We start from the raw sequence: 16,715 nt of genomic DNA, 5'->3' as shown, positions 1-16,715 counted from the left end.
ATTGGTGCGAGGGGGGGGACTTGAACCCCCACGTCCGTAAGGACACTAACACCTGAAGCTAGCGCGTCTACCAATTCCGCCACCTTCGCACAGTCATCTTACTGGTTTGATATCGCCTCGTTGGTGCGAGGGGGGGGACTCGAACCCCCACATCCTAAGGACACTAACACCTGAAGCTAGCGCGTCTACCAATTCCGCCACCTTCGCCCAGTGCGAGCAATATCAACGTGATTTATGGTGCGAGGGGGGGGACTTGAACCCCCACGTCCGTAAGGACACTAACACCTGAAGCTAGCGCGTCTACCAATTCCGCCACCTTCGCATACCATCGACACTGTAAAAGTATCGTAACCACGGAGGCGCATTCTAGATGTTTTCAGCTTTACGTCAACAGAAAATTGCGCACGTTGTTTTGATTGCTGCAAAAATGGGCGATGGCAGCGTCGGCCATCGCCTGGCAGGGGAATTACTTTTTCGCCTGGCGCGTCATCACGGTGCGATACACCTTAAAGCGGCCTGTCTGGGCGATTACTTCGTGGAAGCCGAAGGTTTCATCCAGCACTTTCGGATACGCCAGGAAGGCATTCGCCACAATACGTAGCTCACCGCCGCTGTTAAGGTGACGGGTTGCGCCACGGATCAGCGTTTGCGCCGCTTCAAGGCTGGTCTCCATCCCGTCGTGGAACGGCGGGTTAGAGATGATCATGTCAAAGCGACCGGTCACGTCGGAGAAGACGTTACTGGCAATCACTTCGCCTTCAATGCCGTTCGCAGTAAGCGTGGCGCGGCTGGCTTCTACCGCCGGGGCGCTCACGTCACACAGGGTTAAACGCACTTTTGGTGAGTGGCTGGCGAGAACCGTTGACAGCACGCCCGCGCCACAGCCGACATCCAGCACCTTGCCCTTGGTGTGCGGCGTCAGGGTGGACAGCAGCAGCTTGCTGCCCGTATCAAGCGCGTCACGGCTAAACACACCCGGCAGGGTTTTAATGGTCAGGCCGTCAAGCTGGTACTCGTCCCAGAAGGTGTTGGCATCAAAAGTGGTCTGTTTTTCCAGACGGCCATGATACAGGCCGCAGCGTCGGGCGCTGTCGATTTTCGTCAACGGCGCGTAGCCTTCGAGCATCTGCTCTGCGCTTCGCACCCCGCTGCGGTTCTCACCGACGACAAAAATATCGCAGCCGACCGGCAGCAGAGAAAGCAGGTTCATCAGCTGGAACTGGGCTTCCGGTTTGTTCTTCGGCCAGTAGTAAATGAGCGTATCGCAGTCAGCAATATCGCTCTGCTCCGCCACAAGGCTAAAGCGTGCGCGCTCGCCCATCTGGCGGCTCAGCACCTGCCAGTGGTGGTAGTATTGGGTGTGGGCACGGCTTTCAGCACAGTCGAAACGTGCGGGCAGGTCATCCTGCATATCTCCGGCAAACAGAATACGGCTTTCTTCGAAATCATCACTGTGACGCAGCAAGACTTCACTTGCCGGGGTAAATGCAGACATGAATTGTTCCTCAATAAACTCAGGCGGGGATTATAGTAGGTAGATGGCGCAGTTTCGACACATTTGCTATATTTGCGCGCCTGAGAGACAGGAGTTTTCGCTATGACATCCCGACGAGACTGGCAGTTGCAGCAGCTGGGCATCACCCAGTGGGCTTTGCGTCGCCCGACGGCGTTGCGGGGCGAAATAGCCATCTCCATCCCTGCGCATGTCCGCCTGGTGATGGTGGCAGAAGCGCCGCCTGCCCTGAACGAACCCCTGATTGAGGATGTCCTTCGCACCCTGAAGGTGACAAACGATCAGGTATTACAGCTGGCGCCCGAAAGCGTCGCGATGCTTCCCCCTGACAGCCGCTGTAACAGCTGGCGAATCGGGGCGGTGGATGAGCTACCTCTTGAAGGAAGCCAGATCAGCTCGCCAGCGCTGGACGAACTGAAAGCCAACCCAAAAGCGCGTAGCGCGCTATGGCAACAAATTTGCGAATATGAACACGATTTCTTCCCTCACGACGGCTGACCTGGCCACCGCGTTCGCGATTGAAACACGCGCCCATGCCTTTCCGTGGAGCGAAAAGACGTTTGCCAGCAATCAGGGCGAACGCTATTTAAATCTCCGCCTGGACGTTGACGGTGCGATGGCCGCGTTCGCCATCACGCAGGTCGTTCTGGACGAGGCGACGCTGTTTAATATCGCGGTCGATCCCGCTTACCAGCGCCGCGGGCTGGGCAGGGATCTGCTTGAGCACCTCATTCGTGAGCTGGAAACCCGTGACGTTTTCACCCTGTGGCTGGAGGTGCGCGCGTCCAATGTCGCCGCCATCGCGCTCTATGAAAGCTTAGGCTTCAACGAGGCGACTATCCGCCGTAACTACTACCCCACCGCAGAGGGACGTGAAGACGCCATTATCATGGCTCTGCCGATTGGATAACGAAAATAAGGTTGTAACGATGAAATGGGACTGGATTTTCTTTGATGCCGACGAAACGCTGTTTACGTTTGACTCGTTCGGCGGCCTACAGCGGATGTTTCTCGACTATAGCGTGACGTTCACCGCGGAAGATTTTCAGGACTATCAGGCGGTGAACAAGCCGCTGTGGGTGGATTACCAGAACGGAGCCATCACCGCGTTACAGCTTCAGCATCAGCGTTTTGACGTCTGGGCTGAACGGTTAAACATCAGTCCTGGGGTGCTGAACGAGGCCTTCCTGAATGCGATGGCGGATATCTGCGCGCCGCTGCCCGGCGCCGTTTCTCTGCTGGATTCGCTGAAAGGGAAGGTGAAGCTTGGGATCATCACCAACGGCTTTACCGCGCTTCAGCAGATCCGCCTTGAACGCACTGGCTTGCGCGATCATTTCGACGCGCTGGTGATCTCCGAAGAGGTAGGCGTGCCGAAGCCGGATCCGCGTATTTTCGATTATGCGCTGGCGCAAGCGGGCAATCCTGACCGCGATCGCGTGCTGATGGTGGGGGATACGGCAGAATCTGATATTCTGGGAGGTATGAGATCGGGCCTGTCGACCGTCTGGCTGAATGCGCATGGCCGCACGTTGCCTGAAGGCATCGAACCGACCTGGACCGTAACGTCATTGAACGAACTGGAGCAGCTCCTGTGTAAACAATGATTGCCTGCCCCCTGTTGATGGGTAAAATAGCCGCATTTTTCGTATTCCATGATGCGCGGCCTGCTGCCGCGCTTACCTAAGAAGAATTGATTATGACGTTGTCTCCTTATCTGCAAGAGGTGGCCAAACGCCGCACTTTTGCCATTATCTCGCACCCGGATGCCGGTAAAACGACCATCACCGAGAAGGTGTTGCTGTTCGGACAGGCGATCCAGACCGCGGGTACCGTTAAAGGCCGTGGCTCCAGCCAGCATGCTAAATCCGACTGGATGGAGATGGAAAAGCAGCGTGGTATTTCGATTACCACCTCCGTGATGCAGTTCCCGTATCATGACTGCCTGGTGAACCTGCTGGACACCCCGGGGCACGAAGACTTCTCCGAAGATACCTACCGTACCCTGACGGCGGTGGACTGCTGCCTGATGGTGATCGACGCCGCGAAAGGTGTTGAAGATCGTACCCGCAAGCTGATGGAAGTCACTCGTCTGCGCGATACGCCGATCCTCACCTTTATGAACAAACTCGACCGTGACATCCGTGATCCGATGGAGCTGATGGATGAAGTGGAAAACGAGCTGAAAATCGCCTGCGCGCCAATCACCTGGCCGATTGGCTGCGGCAAGCTGTTCAAAGGGGTTTACCACCTCTATAAAGACGAAACCTACCTGTATCAGACCGGTAAGGGCCACACTATTCAGGAAGTCCGCATTGTGAAAGGGCTGGACAACCCGGAGCTGGACGCCGCTGTCGGTGAAGAGCTGGCCGCGCAACTACGCGATGAGCTTGAGCTGGTCAAAGGCGCTTCTCACGAGTTCGACAGAGAACTGTTCCTGAGCGGTGACATTACCCCGGTCTTCTTCGGTACCGCACTCGGCAACTTCGGCGTTGACCATATGCTCGACGGTCTGGTTGAGTGGGCCCCGCAGCCGATGCCGCGTAAAACCGACACCCGCGAAGTAGAAGCGAAGGAAGAGAAGTTCTCCGGCTTCGTCTTTAAAATTCAGGCCAACATGGACCCGAAACACCGTGACCGCGTCGCCTTTATGCGCGTGGTTTCCGGTAAGTACGAAAAGGGCATGAAGCTGCGTCAGGTGCGTATTGGTAAAGACGTAGTGATTTCCGACGCGCTGACCTTCATGGCGGGCGACCGTTCGCATGTAGAAGAAGCCTATCCGGGTGACATCATTGGTTTACACAACCACGGTACCATTCAGATCGGCGATACCTTCACGCAGGGCGAAATGATGAAGTTCACCGGTATCCCGAACTTCGCGCCGGAACTGTTCCGCCGCATTCGCCTGCGCGATCCGCTTAAGCAGAAGCAGCTGCTGAAAGGCCTGGTCCAGCTTTCGGAAGAGGGGGCTGTACAGGTGTTCCGCCCTATCGCCAACAACGATCTGATCGTGGGCGCGGTGGGTGTGCTCCAGTTTGACGTGGTAGTTGCCCGTCTTAAGAGCGAGTACAACGTGGAAGCGATTTACGAATCGGTGAACGTGGCGACCGCGCGCTGGGTTGAATGTTCAGACGTGAAGAAATTCGAAGAGTTTAAGCGTAAGAACGAAGTTCAGCTGGCGCTGGACGGTGGCGATAATCTGACCTATATCGCCCCGACTATGGCTAACCTGAACCTGACGCAGGAACGTTATCCCGACGTTCAGTTCCGCAAAACGCGCGAGCATTAATTCCCTCACAGAGCACGGCAGCCGCCGTGCTCTTCTTTAATTCCAGTGTTATTAAACCCTTGCGGAATGTTCTTAATTCAACGTAATTTTTCGCTATTCGTTCGTTTTTTCCCCAATTCTGAATGCACCCCTCTGATTGTGATCTATATTTAACTCAGTGTTTAGCACCGGGCGTGGATGAATTAACTGTTCAATGCATGTCCACTGGTTCTCCATTTCGCCCGTGTGTTAATTCGCAATATATAAAACCAAGATTTAGGGAAGTATGTCGCCCAAATAACGGGCAAAACACAGGAATAAATCGATGAATATGACAAGACTGAAGATTTCTAAAACTCTGCTGGCTGTAACGTTGGGTAGTGTCCTGGTAAGCGGTTCTGCTCTGGCGGAATCCAGCACCATGGATAAAGCGCAAAATACCGCTAATACCGCAGGGGAAAAAATCGATAGCTCTATGAATAAAGTCGGTAATTTCATGGATGACAGCTCTATCACAGCAAAAGTGAAAGCCGCACTGGTGGATCATGAATCCATTAAGAGCACCGATATTTCTGTTAAAACCGACAACAAGGTTGTCACTTTGAGCGGTTTCGTTGAAAGCCAGACTCAGGCTGAAGAGGCCGTTAAAGTAGCGAAAGGCGTTGAGGGCGTAAGCTCTGTAAGCGACAAACTGCACGTACGTGACAGCACAGAATCGTCGGTGAAGGGCTATGCCGGAGATGCAGCAACTACCAGCGAAATCAAAGCTAAACTGTTAGCTGACGACATCGTGCCATCCCGTATGGTGAAAGTTGAAACCACTGATGGTGTGGTCCAGCTGTCCGGTACGGTTGAGAACCAGGCACAAAGCGATCGTGCCGAGTCAATTGCGAAAGCTATTGATGGTGTGAAAAGCGTCAAAAACGATCTGAAAACGAAGTAAAGCAGTACCACTCGCCCGTCTGGCTGAAAACCGCGGGCGAAATAAAAACGACTCTGGAAAAGCCGGTGAGTGACCTGAGCGCTCACGTTTAGCGGCCGACATTAACTATGGTAAAGGAGAGGCTTATGTTTCGTTGGGGCATTATATTTCTGGTTATCGCGTTAATTGCCGCCGCATTGGGCTTTGGTGGACTGGCGGGTACCGCGGCATGGGCAGCGAAAATTGTTTTCGTCGTCGGTATTATTCTGTTCCTGGTCAGCCTGTTTACGGGTCGACGTCGCCCGTAGCAAACGCAATAGTTATTAAACAAACTCAAGCCAGTCCTCGTGACTGGCTTTTTCTCGTTTGAGAACCATCGGGAATGTGCGTTACTGTGTCTCATCAAAATAATGAAAACAGGAAGGCAGAGGTGGGGCAACGAATTCCCGTGACGCTCGGCAATATTGCGCCGCTGACGTTAAAACCGTTTCATGCAGGCCAGCTTGCGCTGGTCTGTGAAGGGGGCGGGCAGCGCGGTATTTTTACCGCCGGCGTGCTCGACGAATTTATGCGCGCGCAATTCAACCCGTTCGATCTCTACTTCGGTACCTCTGCCGGGGCGCAGAACCTCTCCGCCTATGTCTGCAACCAGCCCGGCTATGCGCGCAAAGTGATTATGCGCTACACCACCTCCAAAGAATTCTTCAATCCGGTACGCTTCGTGCGCGGCGGGAACCTGATCGATCTCGACTGGTTACTGGATGCCACCTCCAGCCAGATGCCGCTGGCCATGGATACCGCGTCACGACTGTTCGATACCGGCAAAGCGTTCTGGATGTGCGCCAGCCGTGGCGATGACTATTCACCGGGTTACTTTTCGCCGCAGAAAGAGAACTGGCTGGATATCATTCGCGCTTCCAGCGCGATCCCGGGTTTCTACCGTACCGGCGCGTTGCTGGAGGGGATAAACTATCTTGACGGCGGTATCAGCGACGCGGTGCCGGTACAGGAGGCCGCACGGCGCGGGGCGAAAACCATTGTGGTGATCCGCACGGTGCCTTCTCAGATGTATTACACCCCACAGTGGTTTAAGCGGATGGAACGCTGGCTGGGCGACAGCAGCCTGCAACCGCTGGTGAATATCGCGAAGCAGCATGAAACCACCTACGGCGCGATGCAGCGTTTTATTGAAAAACCACCGGGCAAGCTGCGCATCTTTGAAATTTACCCGCCGAAGCCGCTGCTGAGCATGGCGCTGGGCAGTCGGCTGCCTGCGTTGCGTATGGATTACAAAACGGGGCGGCTATGCGGGCGATACTTCCTGGCGACCGTCGGGAAAATGCTGGCCGAGCAACCGCCTCTTCATCGGCATAAAAGCATCATATTGCCACCCGCTAGTGTGGCCAATGACGCGGTGGCGATGCCGCTGGTGGACGCGCCGCAGGCCAACGACGGCATACTCGATAACGAGGACCTGGCGTGACGCACTCTTTTATCGATACCCATTGCCACTTTGATTTCCCGCCGTTTAGCGGGGAGGAAACATCAAGTATTGCGCGTGCGGCTGAGGCCGGTGTGAGAGCCATTATTGTGCCCGCTATTGAAGCGGCGAGATTCGAGAAAGTCCTGGCGCTTGCCCAGGGTCACGATGCGCTGTATGCCGCGCTGGGTCTGCATCCGATCGTGATCGAGCACCATCTTGATGACCATCTCGACAGGCTGGATGCCACGCTGCAAAACGCGGATACGAAGCTGGTTGCCATCGGTGAGATCGGCCTCGATCTCTATCGTGAAGATCCGCAGTTTGAGCGCCAGCAGACGATCCTGGATGCGCAGCTCCGGCTGGCAAAGCGCCACGATCTGCCGGTGATCCTCCACTCCAGGCGTACCCATGACAAACTGGCGATGCACCTGAAGCGCATCGACGTGCCGCGCAGGGGCGTGGTCCATGGTTTCGCTGGAAGCCTTCAGCAGGCGCAGCGTTTTATCGAGCTGGGCTATAAAATTGGTGTCGGTGGCACTATCACCTATCCGCGTGCCAGCAAAACCCGGGATGTGATGGCGCAGCTCCCCCTGTCTTCGCTCCTGCTGGAAACGGATGCCCCTGACATGCCGCTGAATGGTTTTCAGGGCCAGCCCAACCGCCCGGAGCAGGCGGCGCGCGTTTTTGATGTGCTGTGCGAGCTGCGTCAGGAGCCTGAAGATGTGATTGCCAGCGCGCTGCTGGAAAATACCCGCGCGGTCTTCGGCATCACGCTATAGATAAAGGGCCGGGCGGATCACCGTGATCTGCTGTCGTTCCAGGGCCTGCGCCAGCGGCTCGATGTCCTCCGGCGTGGCGCTCCGCCATCGCGCCGCCTCCCCGTAAACCCCATGGGCATGAAACGCGTTGATCCGCACCGGAACGTTCCCCAACGCGTGGATAAAAGCGGTCAGCGATGACAGATGTTGCAGATAATCACACCGATCGGGGATCACCAGCAGGCGCAGCTCCGTCAGGCGATGACGATCGGCCAGCCAGCGGATGCTCTGCTTGATCAGCGTGTTTTCGCGCCCGGTCAGAAAACGGTGATGTTCATTGCCCCAGGCTTTCAGATCCACCATCGCGCCGTCAAACACCGGTAACAGCTTTTGCCAGCCGGTTTCGCTTAACAGGCCGTTGCTGTCCACCAGGCACGTCAGATGGCGCAGGGACGGATCGGCTTTGATCGCGGTGAACAGCGCAACCACAAACGGCAGCTGCGTGGTGGCCTCACCCCCGCTGACGGTCACGCCCTCAATAAACGGCGCGGACGTGCGGATCCGTGAGAGGATCTCCTCGACGCTGTATCGCTGCGCCATCGGCGTCGCCTGCTGCTGACACAGGTGCAGGCAGGTATCGCACTGCTGACAGTGACTCTCCTGCCACCAGACGCGCCCGGCCTGAATCGTCAGCGCATCATGAGGACAGTGGGGAACACAGTCGCCGCAGTCGTTGCAGCGCCCGATGGTCCACGGGTTGTGGCAGGTTTTGCAGCGCAGGTTACAGCCCTGGAGGAACAGCGCCAGGCGGCTGCCCGGCCCGTCCACGCAGGAGAAGGGAATAACCTGACTAACTAAAGCGCATCTGCTGTTCATGGCTTATCACGCGTGGCTGACGTTCCAGAATACGGGTATTGCGCGCGGCCTCCTCGCCGAGCCAGGTGGTGTTGGTGCGTGAGCCGGCCTCCCGATATTTCTCCAGGTCGGAGAGCCGCACCATATACCCGGTAACGCGCACCAGGTCGTTTCCGGCCACATTCGCGGTGAACTCACGCATACCGGCGTTGAACGCCCCCAGGCACAGCTGCACCACCGCCTGAGGATTGCGTTTAACCGTCTCATCCAGGGTGAGAATATCGCTGATCCCCGAATGATAGTGTTTATGGTGCGGGGCTACGGCCAGCAGGTGGCTGATGGGATCTGGCTCGTCACCGTACGGCAGACGCGCCCCCGGCGTGGTGCCTGAATCAGAACTGATCCCTGACTGCGCGTGCAGCATCGCGCGGTGCTGCCAGCCGTGTTTCACCGGCGTGTTTTCAACGAACGCCGCCAGCTGTTCACTGATGCGGTAACCCAGCGCATTGGCCTGCTCGTTTTTACCGTACCGTCCCGTAATGCCTGCTTTCTCGCACAGCACGTTTACCGCTTCGGCCAGACCGTACATGCCAAACATCGGTACAAAACGATCGGCATCAATCAGCCCCTCTTTCACCAGGAAGCTATTCTCAAAGAAGCCGGATTGTTCATATAAAAAATCGCAGCGCGCATTAATGATCGCGATTTGTTGCTGGCAGTAGTGGGGAAGGGTACGGGTGAAAAAGTCTTCCGGTGAGCGGCTGTGCTCCGCAATCGCTTTCAGGTTAAGGCGCACCAGCGTGCTGCCGCCGCCCGCCAGCGGCAGGGAGTTGTAACAGCTCACCACGCCATAGCGACCTTTTGTGAAAATTTTATCATTTACCGGGCCATTGGAAATATGCGGCTTACTACACTCACAAATGTTTTTCGCCACGCTCAGCAGCAGATCGTCAGGGGTGACGTCCGGGTCGTAAATAAAGGTCAGGTTCGGCGCGACCTGCTTCAGCTCTGCGTCCGCTCGCAAAATGGCACGCGTGACGGGCGTATCCGCCGGGCCGATATTGGCATGCATAAAGGCATCGGGCAGGGTTCTGTCCAGGTAACGCCAGAAACGTTTTATTCGGCTATCGATTTCATCCTGTGTTAGAATTTTAACATATGGGTTGAGTATCTCATCGAGCTGACCCAGATAGACTGGCATCGATGTGACGGACGGAACATGGTGATAAAGGATAGTGAGCAGTGACAGGGCATCATCCAGATCTTTCGCCCCTTCCAGCTCCAGCCATTCTGAGCCGTTAGCCAGAAATTTAGCGTAGTCCGGCAGCACGTAGCGCGGTTTGTAAGGCGCATGACCTTCGAACATGTCGCAGATGTATCCCTCGTCCAGCGCGGCGCGGGCCGCCTCTGGCAGAGCGGGATAGAGCAGATTGTTCTCCGCTTCCAGCGCCAGAAAATGACGTTTTTGTTCCGGGGTTAACACCGGGCTGGTCACAATGTGCAGGCAACGTTGTTGCAGGGCGTCGGGCATGTTCAACTTCCTTGAGGGTTCTGCGGATGGTGAACGAATTGTAAGAAGCCAGCCTGCCGGGGCTTTTGATCCGACAGGGGGTATCGCTGTTTTTGTCGGCGGTTGACGCATGAAAGTTTGAAGAAGATCTCATTACAGTAATGCAAATTTGCACACAGTTTTCATTAACTGTGATGAATGTCGAAGTGTGGATGCGGGTGAATGTTAGAATACTCACAGACCCGCAAGGTAAAATTTATACGGCACTGCCGTTGGAGAATGTTATGACCGATTTAACTGCAAGCAGCCTGCGCGCGTTGAAACTGATGGACCTGACCACCCTGAATGATGACGACACCAATGAAAAAGTCATCGCCCTGTGCCATCAGGCAAAAACGCCAGTGGGTAATACCGCCGCCGTCTGTATCTACCCGCGTTTTATCCCGATTGCCCGCAAAACGCTGAAAGAACAGGGCACGCCGGACGTGCGCATTGCGACCGTGACTAACTTCCCGCACGGTAATGACGACATCGAGATCGCGCTGGCGGAAACCCGCGCGGCGATTGCGTACGGCGCAGACGAAGTTGACGTGGTATTCCCGTACCGCGCGCTGATCGCCGGCAACGAGCAGGTCGGTTTTGACCTGGTGAAAGCCTGTAAAGACGCATGTGCGGCGGCAAACGTGCTGCTTAAAGTGATCATCGAAACCGGCGAGCTGAAAGAAGAGGCGCTGATTCGTAAAGCGTCTGAAATCGCTATCAAAGCGGGCGCAGATTTCATTAAAACCTCTACCGGTAAAGTGCCGGTCAACGCGACTCCGGAAAGCGCGCGCATCATGATGGAAGTTATCCGTGATATGGGCGTGTCCAAAACCGTTGGCTTCAAACCGGCAGGCGGCGTGCGTACCGCAGAAGACGCGCAGCAGTTCCTGGCGATTGCCGACGAGCTGTTCGGCGCCGACTGGGCGGACTCCCGCCACTACCGCTTCGGCGCGTCCAGCCTGCTGGCCAGCCTGCTGAAAGCGCTGGGTCACGGTGACGGTAAGAGCGCAAGCAGCTACTAAGTTTGAATTGCCGGGTGGCCTACGCTAACCCGGCCTACAGGATCGTAGGGCGGGTCAACATACCCGCCGCCATTCACCCGATTCCGCATGGAGGTTACCGTGTTTCTCGCACAGGAAATTATTCGTAAAAAACGTGATGGTCATGCATTAAGCGACGAAGAGATCCGCTTCTTTATCAACGGCATTCGTGATAACACCATCTCTGAAGGGCAGATTGCGGCTCTGGCGATGACCATTTTCTTCCACGATATGTCGATGCCTGAGCGCGTGTCACTGACCATGGCGATGCGAGATTCAGGAACCGTTCTGGACTGGAAAAGCCTCAACCTCAACGGCCCGATTGTGGACAAACACTCCACCGGCGGCGTGGGCGACGTGACCTCCCTGATGCTTGGCCCGATGGTGGCAGCCTGCGGCGGTTACATCCCGATGATTTCCGGGCGCGGCCTGGGTCATACCGGCGGTACGCTCGACAAACTGGAAGCCATTCCGGGCTTCGATATCTTCCCGGATGACAACCGCTTCCGCGACATTATTAAAGACGTTGGCGTGGCGATTATCGGCCAGACCAGCTCTCTTGCGCCAGCAGACAAGCGTTTCTACGCGACGCGTGACATTACCGCGACCGTAGACTCCATCCCGCTGATCACCGCCTCTATCCTCGCCAAAAAGCTGGCGGAAGGGCTGGACGCGCTGGTGATGGATGTGAAAGTGGGCAGCGGCGCGTTTATGCCGACCTATGAACTCTCTGAGGCGCTGGCTGAAGCGATCGTTGGCGTTTCCAACGGCGCGGGCGTGCGCACCACCGCACTGCTGACGGACATGAACCAGGTGCTGGCGTCCAGCGCCGGTAACGCCGTTGAAGTCCGCGAGGCCGTGCAGTTCCTCACAGGCGAATACCGTAACCCGCGCCTGTTCGATGTCACCATGGCGCTGTGCGTTGAGATGTTAATCTCCGGCAAGCTGGCCAAAGACGACGCTGACGCGCGCGCGAAGCTTCAGGCTGTGCTGGACAACGGCAAAGCGGCGGAGATCTTTGGTCGGATGGTGGCGGCGCAGAAAGGCCCGACCGACTTCGTGGAAAACTACGCGAAATACCTGCCCACCGCGATGCTCAGCAAAGCGGTCTATGCGGACAGTGAAGGCTTTGTCTCGGCTATGGATACCCGCGCGCTCGGCATGGCGGTCGTGTCTATGGGCGGCGGTCGTCGTCAGGCATCGGACACCATTGATTACAGCGTCGGCTTTACCGATATGGCCCGTCTGGGCGACAGCGTTGACGGCCAACGTCCGCTGGCGGTGATCCACGCGAAAGACGAAGCCAGCTGGCAGGACGCGGCGAAAGCGGTGAAGGCGGCAATAACTCTTGACGATAAAGCACCGGAAACCACACCGACGGTCTATCGTCGTATCACTGAATAGCGGTATACTGATCTGATCGCATTTTTATGAAGCACTAAGTACGGAGAACAATTATGAAACGTGCATTTATTATGGTGCTGGACTCATTCGGCATCGGCGCAACCGAAGATGCAGAACGTTTTGGTGACGTGGGTTCCGATACCCTGGGTCACATCGCGGAAGCCTGTGCAAAAGGCGAAGCGGACAACGGTCGTAAAGGCCCTCTGAACCTGCCAAACCTGACCCGCCTCGGGCTGGTAAAAGCGCATGAAGGTTCTACCGGTAAAATCGCAGCCGGTATGGACGGAAACGCGGAAGTGGTGGGCGCCTACGCGTGGGCGCACGAGCTCTCTTCCGGTAAAGATACGCCGTCCGGTCACTGGGAAATCGCTGGCGTGCCGGTGCTGTTTGACTGGGGTTACTTCTCCGATCACGAGAACAGCTTCCCGCAGGAGCTGCTCGATAAGCTGGTGAAGCGCGCCAACCTGCCGGGCTACCTCGGCAACTGCCACTCTTCCGGTACCGTGATTCTGGATCAGCTCGGCGAAGAGCACATGAAAACCGGCAAACCGATTTTCTATACCTCTGCTGACTCTGTGTTCCAGATCGCCTGCCACGAAGAGACGTTTGGCCTGGATAAATTGTACGAGCTGTGCGAGATCGCCCGTGAAGAGCTGACCGAAGGCGGCTACAACATTGGCCGTGTTATCGCGCGTCCGTTTATCGGCGACAAAGCGGGTAACTTCCAGCGTACCGGCAACCGTCACGATCTGGCCGTGGAGCCACCGGCGCCGACCGTGCTGCAAAAACTCGTCGACGAGAAAGACGGCCAGGTCGTTTCCGTAGGTAAAATCGCGGACATCTACGCTAACTGCGGCATCACCAAAAAGGTCAAAGCGACCGGTCTGGATGCGCTGTTCGACGCCACCATCAAAGAGATGAAAGAAGCGGGCGACAAGACCATTGTCTTCACCAACTTCGTGGACTTCGACTCCTCCTGGGGTCACCGTCGCGACGTTGCCGGGTATGCTGCGGGTCTGGAGCTGTTTGACCGCCGTCTGCCAGAGCTGATGGAGCTGGTGGGGGAAGATGACATTCTGATCCTGACCGCTGACCATGGCTGTGACCCGACCTGGACCGGTACCGACCACACCCGTGAGCACATTCCGGTGCTGGTGTACGGCCCGAAAGTCAAACCGGGCTCGCTGGGTCATCGTGAAACCTTCGCGGACATCGGCCAGACGATTGCGAAATACTTTGGTACGTCTGACATGGAATATGGCAAGGCTATGTTCTAAACGGATTGGGTGAGGCCTGATGCCCTCACCCCGACCCTCTCCCTGTGGGAGAGGGAGAAGAGAATGTAGGCCGGGTAAGGCGCAGCCGCCACCCGGCAAAAACAACAATGTAAAAGGAACTGAAGATGGCAACTCCTCACATTAATGCAGAAATGGGTGATTTCGCTGACGTCGTATTGATGCCGGGCGACCCGCTGCGCGCGAAACACATTGCAGAAACCTTCCTGGAAGACGTGCGTGAAGTGAACAACGTGCGTGGCATGCTGGGCTTCACCGGTACCTATAAAGGCCGCAAAATCTCCGTGATGGGTCACGGCATGGGTATCCCATCCTGCTCCATCTACACCAAAGAGCTGATCACCGATTTCGGCGTGAAGAAAATCATCCGTGTCGGCTCCTGCGGCGCGGTGCGCATGGACGTTAAGCTGCGTGACGTGGTGATCGGCATGGGCGCGTGCACCGACTCTAAAGTCAACCGCATTCGCTTTAAAGATCATGACTTTGCGGCCATCGCTGACTTTGACATGGTGCGTAACGCGGTTGACGCAGCAAAAGCGCTGGGCGTTGACGCGCGCGTGGGCAACCTGTTCTCTGCCGATCTGTTCTACTCGCCAGAAGGCGACATGTTCGACGTGATGGAAAAATACGGCATTCTGGGCGTGGAAATGGAAGCGGCCGGTATCTACGGCGTGGCGGCTGAATTCGGTGCGAAAGCGCTGACCATCTGCACCGTGTCTGACCATATCCGTACTCACGAGCAGACCACCGCTGCCGAGCGTCAGACCACCTTCAACGACATGATTAAAATCGCGCTGGAATCCGTTCTGCTGGGCGATAAAGAGTAAGAGCTGTTGTGCCGGGTGGCGGCCTCGCCTGACCCGGCCTACGGTTTTGTAGGCCCGCTAAGCGCAGCGCCAGCGGGCTTTTTTACTAGCGCACGGCCTGAGCAATCCACGCCGATACATCCCGCAGCTCTTTTTCCTGCTCCGGAAAATCCCCAATCAATGCATCACACTCCTGCTGCAACATATCCGCCCGATACAGACAGCCCTGTAAACGTGCGGCCAGCGCCTCCAGCGGTGCAGGATTGAGACTATCCGTAAAGACCTGCGTGCGGGTAATATGGCCCTTCTCCACGTCAAAGTGCAGCTCAACGCCGCCCCATGTAAATCGCTCATCCAGCAGGTGTGAAAACGCCGGTGCCTGACCGAAGTTCCACTCCCAGCTGCTCTGGCGCGCAAAGGTTTCCGCGAAGTTGGGCAGGTCCGGTGTTTTGTCAGGGGAGATCACTTCAGCTTCTACCCGCTCACCGTAATGTTCGAAGAAGGCTTCACGGATCGCGTCGCAAATCTGCTCATGAGTAATCCCCGGCAGCAGATCCACCAGATTCGCCACGCGACCGCGCACGGAGGTAATGCCTTTCGCCTGGAGCTTTTTCTTGTCCGGGTTCAGATAGTTTGCCAGACGGCTCAGATCGGCATTCAGCAATAATGTGCCGTGGTGGAATCCGCGATCCATCGTTTCGCGGTAGGCTGAGCCTGACACTTTCCGGTCGCCTTCAGGTGTTTTCACTACCAGATCGTTACGACCCGAGGCTTCAGCCGTCACGCCGAGCGAATTGAGCGCGTTGAGCACAATGGAGGTCGAGATGGTTTTGTCGTATTCCGGCTTGCCCGCCATAAAGGTAAAGCAGGTGTTGCCGAGATCGTGGAACACCGCACCGCCGCCGCTGCTGCGGCGCGCCAGGCGGACGTTGTCCTCTTCCATACGGCGGGTGTTACACTCTTTCCACGGATTTTGCGCGCGGCCAATAACGACCGTATCAGCGTTGCGCCAGAGAAACAGGACGCGCTGGGTGGCGGGCATCTGGCGGAAGATGCACTCTTCCACCGCGAGATTAAACCAGGGATCGTAAGAGTCAGAGATAAGCAGGCGTAACGTCGACATGGCAGAGTTCCTTTTCCGAATCATCCGCCTACTTTATCACTATTCTTTCTTCTCGCTCTCTTCCTCTTCGGGAACTGACTTGCTGGCGGTTAACAGGAACGGCGACTGCTGCCAGCGGGTGCGCTTGCCTTGCAGCAGTGTGCGCGCCAGTACCACGCCAATCGCCAGCGAGAGCAGCAGCATCAGGCGCAAAATATTGGTGGTGTTATCCACCTGTTTGGCTTCGGTTGGCAGGGTGTGGGTGTCGAGTGTCAGACGTAAATAGCCGAGTGGGCCATTCTTGCCCTGAATGGGTTCAACGATTTGTTGATTGAAATAACCGCCAGCTTTTTTGCCGTCCAGCGCCAGCCTGTCGCGCACGTCGACATGCTCACCCGCGCGGGCAATCAGGTCGCCCTGTTCATCGTACACGCCCGCATCCAGAATGCGGCTGTTTTCCGTAAGCTGGCGCAATACCTGCGCTATCCGCTTGTCATCCGGCGTTTCGGTGCGCATAGACGGCGCAACGTTGAGCGTCACCTGGCGCGCCAGCGTACGGGCCAGTTCTTCAAACTGTGGGTTACGCTGTCGTTGGTGATTCTGGCTAAACCAGGATGCCCCCTGCATAAGCGCCACTAATAGTGCGAGACAGATCAGGACAATCACGGCGCGATGAAGCCGGAATTTCAGTTTTGCGCGAGCCATATTCCACCTGCT

17 protein-coding genes and 3 tRNA genes are annotated in these 16,715 nt (G+C 56.5%); 12 read left to right on the top strand and 8 right to left on the bottom strand.

The window, feature by feature from the left end:
* Positions 1 to 2: 2 nt before the first annotated feature.
* The 4 genes from ACOTZP_RS05950 to rsmC form a co-directional block, all read right to left on the bottom strand.
* Positions 3 to 89, bottom strand: a tRNA-Leu gene (locus ACOTZP_RS05950).
* A 32-nt stretch (positions 90 to 121) separates the two neighbouring features.
* A tRNA-Leu gene (locus ACOTZP_RS05945) sits at positions 122 to 207 on the bottom strand.
* A 28-nt stretch (positions 208 to 235) separates the two neighbouring features.
* Positions 236 to 322, bottom strand: a tRNA-Leu gene (locus ACOTZP_RS05940).
* A gap of 144 nt (positions 323 to 466) precedes the next feature.
* Positions 467 to 1,495 carry a 16S rRNA (guanine(1207)-N(2))-methyltransferase RsmC gene (rsmC, locus tag ACOTZP_RS05935; protein ID WP_022646977.1) on the bottom strand — a complete coding sequence of 343 codons (1,029 nt, stop codon included), beginning with the start codon at positions 1,493 to 1,495 and terminating at the stop codon, positions 467 to 469.
* Positions 1,496 to 1,597: 102 nt separating this feature from the next.
* Between rsmC and ACOTZP_RS05930 the strand changes: the two genes are divergently transcribed.
* The 8 genes from ACOTZP_RS05930 to ACOTZP_RS05895 all read left to right on the top strand — a co-directional run bounded on the left by ACOTZP_RS05930 (position 1,598) and on the right by ACOTZP_RS05895 (position 7,965).
* A complete protein-coding gene (locus tag ACOTZP_RS05930) occupies positions 1,598 to 2,011 on the top strand; it encodes a DNA polymerase III subunit psi (RefSeq protein ID WP_022646978.1) in 414 nt (137 codons plus the stop codon).
* Complete coding sequence (gene rimI / locus ACOTZP_RS05925; RefSeq protein WP_022646979.1) at positions 1,980 to 2,423, top strand: ribosomal protein S18-alanine N-acetyltransferase; 444 nt, start codon at positions 1,980 to 1,982, stop codon at positions 2,421 to 2,423. Before ACOTZP_RS05930 ends, rimI begins: the two co-directional genes overlap by 32 nt.
* A gap of 19 nt (positions 2,424 to 2,442) precedes the next feature.
* Positions 2,443 to 3,120 carry a pyrimidine 5'-nucleotidase gene (yjjG, locus tag ACOTZP_RS05920; protein WP_022646980.1) on the top strand — a complete coding sequence of 226 codons (678 nt, stop codon included), beginning with the start codon at positions 2,443 to 2,445 and terminating at the stop codon, positions 3,118 to 3,120.
* 92 nt (positions 3,121 to 3,212) lie between these two features.
* Positions 3,213 to 4,802 carry a peptide chain release factor 3 gene (gene prfC / locus ACOTZP_RS05915; RefSeq protein ID WP_421633674.1) on the top strand — a complete coding sequence of 530 codons (1,590 nt, stop codon included), beginning with the start codon at positions 3,213 to 3,215 and terminating at the stop codon, positions 4,800 to 4,802.
* A gap of 304 nt (positions 4,803 to 5,106) precedes the next feature.
* Positions 5,107 to 5,724, top strand: a complete 618-nt coding sequence (gene osmY / locus ACOTZP_RS05910; protein WP_271075388.1) for a molecular chaperone OsmY — start codon at positions 5,107 to 5,109, stop codon at positions 5,722 to 5,724.
* Positions 5,725 to 5,849: 125 nt separating this feature from the next.
* Complete coding sequence (locus tag ACOTZP_RS05905; protein ID WP_003856556.1) at positions 5,850 to 6,011, top strand: DUF1328 domain-containing protein; 162 nt, start codon at positions 5,850 to 5,852, stop codon at positions 6,009 to 6,011.
* 122 nt (positions 6,012 to 6,133) lie between these two features.
* Positions 6,134 to 7,186 (top strand): patatin-like phospholipase family protein, encoded by a 1,053-nt coding sequence (locus ACOTZP_RS05900; RefSeq protein ID WP_023299272.1) that lies wholly within the window; start codon positions 6,134 to 6,136, stop codon positions 7,184 to 7,186.
* Positions 7,183 to 7,965: a TatD family hydrolase gene (locus ACOTZP_RS05895; protein WP_022646984.1), complete on the top strand. Its 783-nt coding sequence runs from the start codon at positions 7,183 to 7,185 to the stop codon at positions 7,963 to 7,965. Before ACOTZP_RS05900 ends, ACOTZP_RS05895 begins: the two co-directional genes overlap by 4 nt.
* Here the strand turns inward: ACOTZP_RS05895 and ACOTZP_RS05890 are convergent.
* Positions 7,960 to 8,820 carry a YjjW family glycine radical enzyme activase gene (locus ACOTZP_RS05890; RefSeq protein WP_046619840.1) on the bottom strand — a complete coding sequence of 287 codons (861 nt, stop codon included), beginning with the start codon at positions 8,818 to 8,820 and terminating at the stop codon, positions 7,960 to 7,962. The genes ACOTZP_RS05895 and ACOTZP_RS05890 overlap by 6 nt on opposite strands.
* Positions 8,795 to 10,330 carry a YjjI family glycine radical enzyme gene (locus tag ACOTZP_RS05885; protein WP_045309049.1) on the bottom strand — a complete coding sequence of 512 codons (1,536 nt, stop codon included), beginning with the start codon at positions 10,328 to 10,330 and terminating at the stop codon, positions 8,795 to 8,797. The genes ACOTZP_RS05890 and ACOTZP_RS05885 overlap by 26 nt, the downstream gene beginning before the upstream one ends.
* Before the next feature lie 263 nt (positions 10,331 to 10,593).
* Here ACOTZP_RS05885 and deoC point away from each other — a divergent pair, with 263 nt between their 5' ends.
* The 4 genes from deoC to deoD all read left to right on the top strand — a co-directional run bounded on the left by deoC (position 10,594) and on the right by deoD (position 14,917).
* Positions 10,594 to 11,373, top strand: coding sequence for a deoxyribose-phosphate aldolase (deoC, locus tag ACOTZP_RS05880; RefSeq protein WP_022646987.1), 780 nt, complete (start codon positions 10,594 to 10,596; stop codon positions 11,371 to 11,373).
* A gap of 99 nt (positions 11,374 to 11,472) precedes the next feature.
* Positions 11,473 to 12,795 carry a thymidine phosphorylase gene (gene deoA / locus ACOTZP_RS05875; RefSeq protein WP_023299277.1) on the top strand — a complete coding sequence of 441 codons (1,323 nt, stop codon included), beginning with the start codon at positions 11,473 to 11,475 and terminating at the stop codon, positions 12,793 to 12,795.
* 53 nt (positions 12,796 to 12,848) lie between these two features.
* Positions 12,849 to 14,072 (top strand): phosphopentomutase, encoded by a 1,224-nt coding sequence (gene deoB, locus ACOTZP_RS05870; protein WP_022646989.1) that lies wholly within the window; start codon positions 12,849 to 12,851, stop codon positions 14,070 to 14,072.
* A 125-nt stretch (positions 14,073 to 14,197) separates the two neighbouring features.
* A complete protein-coding gene (gene deoD, locus ACOTZP_RS05865) occupies positions 14,198 to 14,917 on the top strand; it encodes a purine-nucleoside phosphorylase (protein WP_003856538.1) in 720 nt (239 codons plus the stop codon).
* Between the two features lie 85 nt (positions 14,918 to 15,002).
* Here the strand turns inward: deoD and lplA are convergent, their stop codons facing one another.
* The gene (gene lplA, locus ACOTZP_RS05860; RefSeq protein WP_023305408.1) at positions 15,003 to 16,019 is read right to left on the bottom strand and encodes a lipoate--protein ligase LplA; all 1,017 of its coding nucleotides are present in this window, start codon (positions 16,017 to 16,019) and stop codon (positions 15,003 to 15,005) included.
* A 39-nt stretch (positions 16,020 to 16,058) separates the two neighbouring features.
* Positions 16,059 to 16,703 (bottom strand): YtjB family periplasmic protein, encoded by a 645-nt coding sequence (locus tag ACOTZP_RS05855; RefSeq protein ID WP_015572615.1) that lies wholly within the window; start codon positions 16,701 to 16,703, stop codon positions 16,059 to 16,061.
* Between the last annotated feature and the right edge of the window lie 12 nt (positions 16,704 to 16,715).

The organism is Enterobacter cloacae complex sp. SYL001 (assembly GCF_049237025.1).
GTDB classification, from domain to species: Bacteria; Pseudomonadota; Gammaproteobacteria; order Enterobacterales; family Enterobacteriaceae; genus Enterobacter; species Enterobacter intestinihominis.
This window is presented reverse-complemented; position numbering and strand designations above follow the sequence as displayed.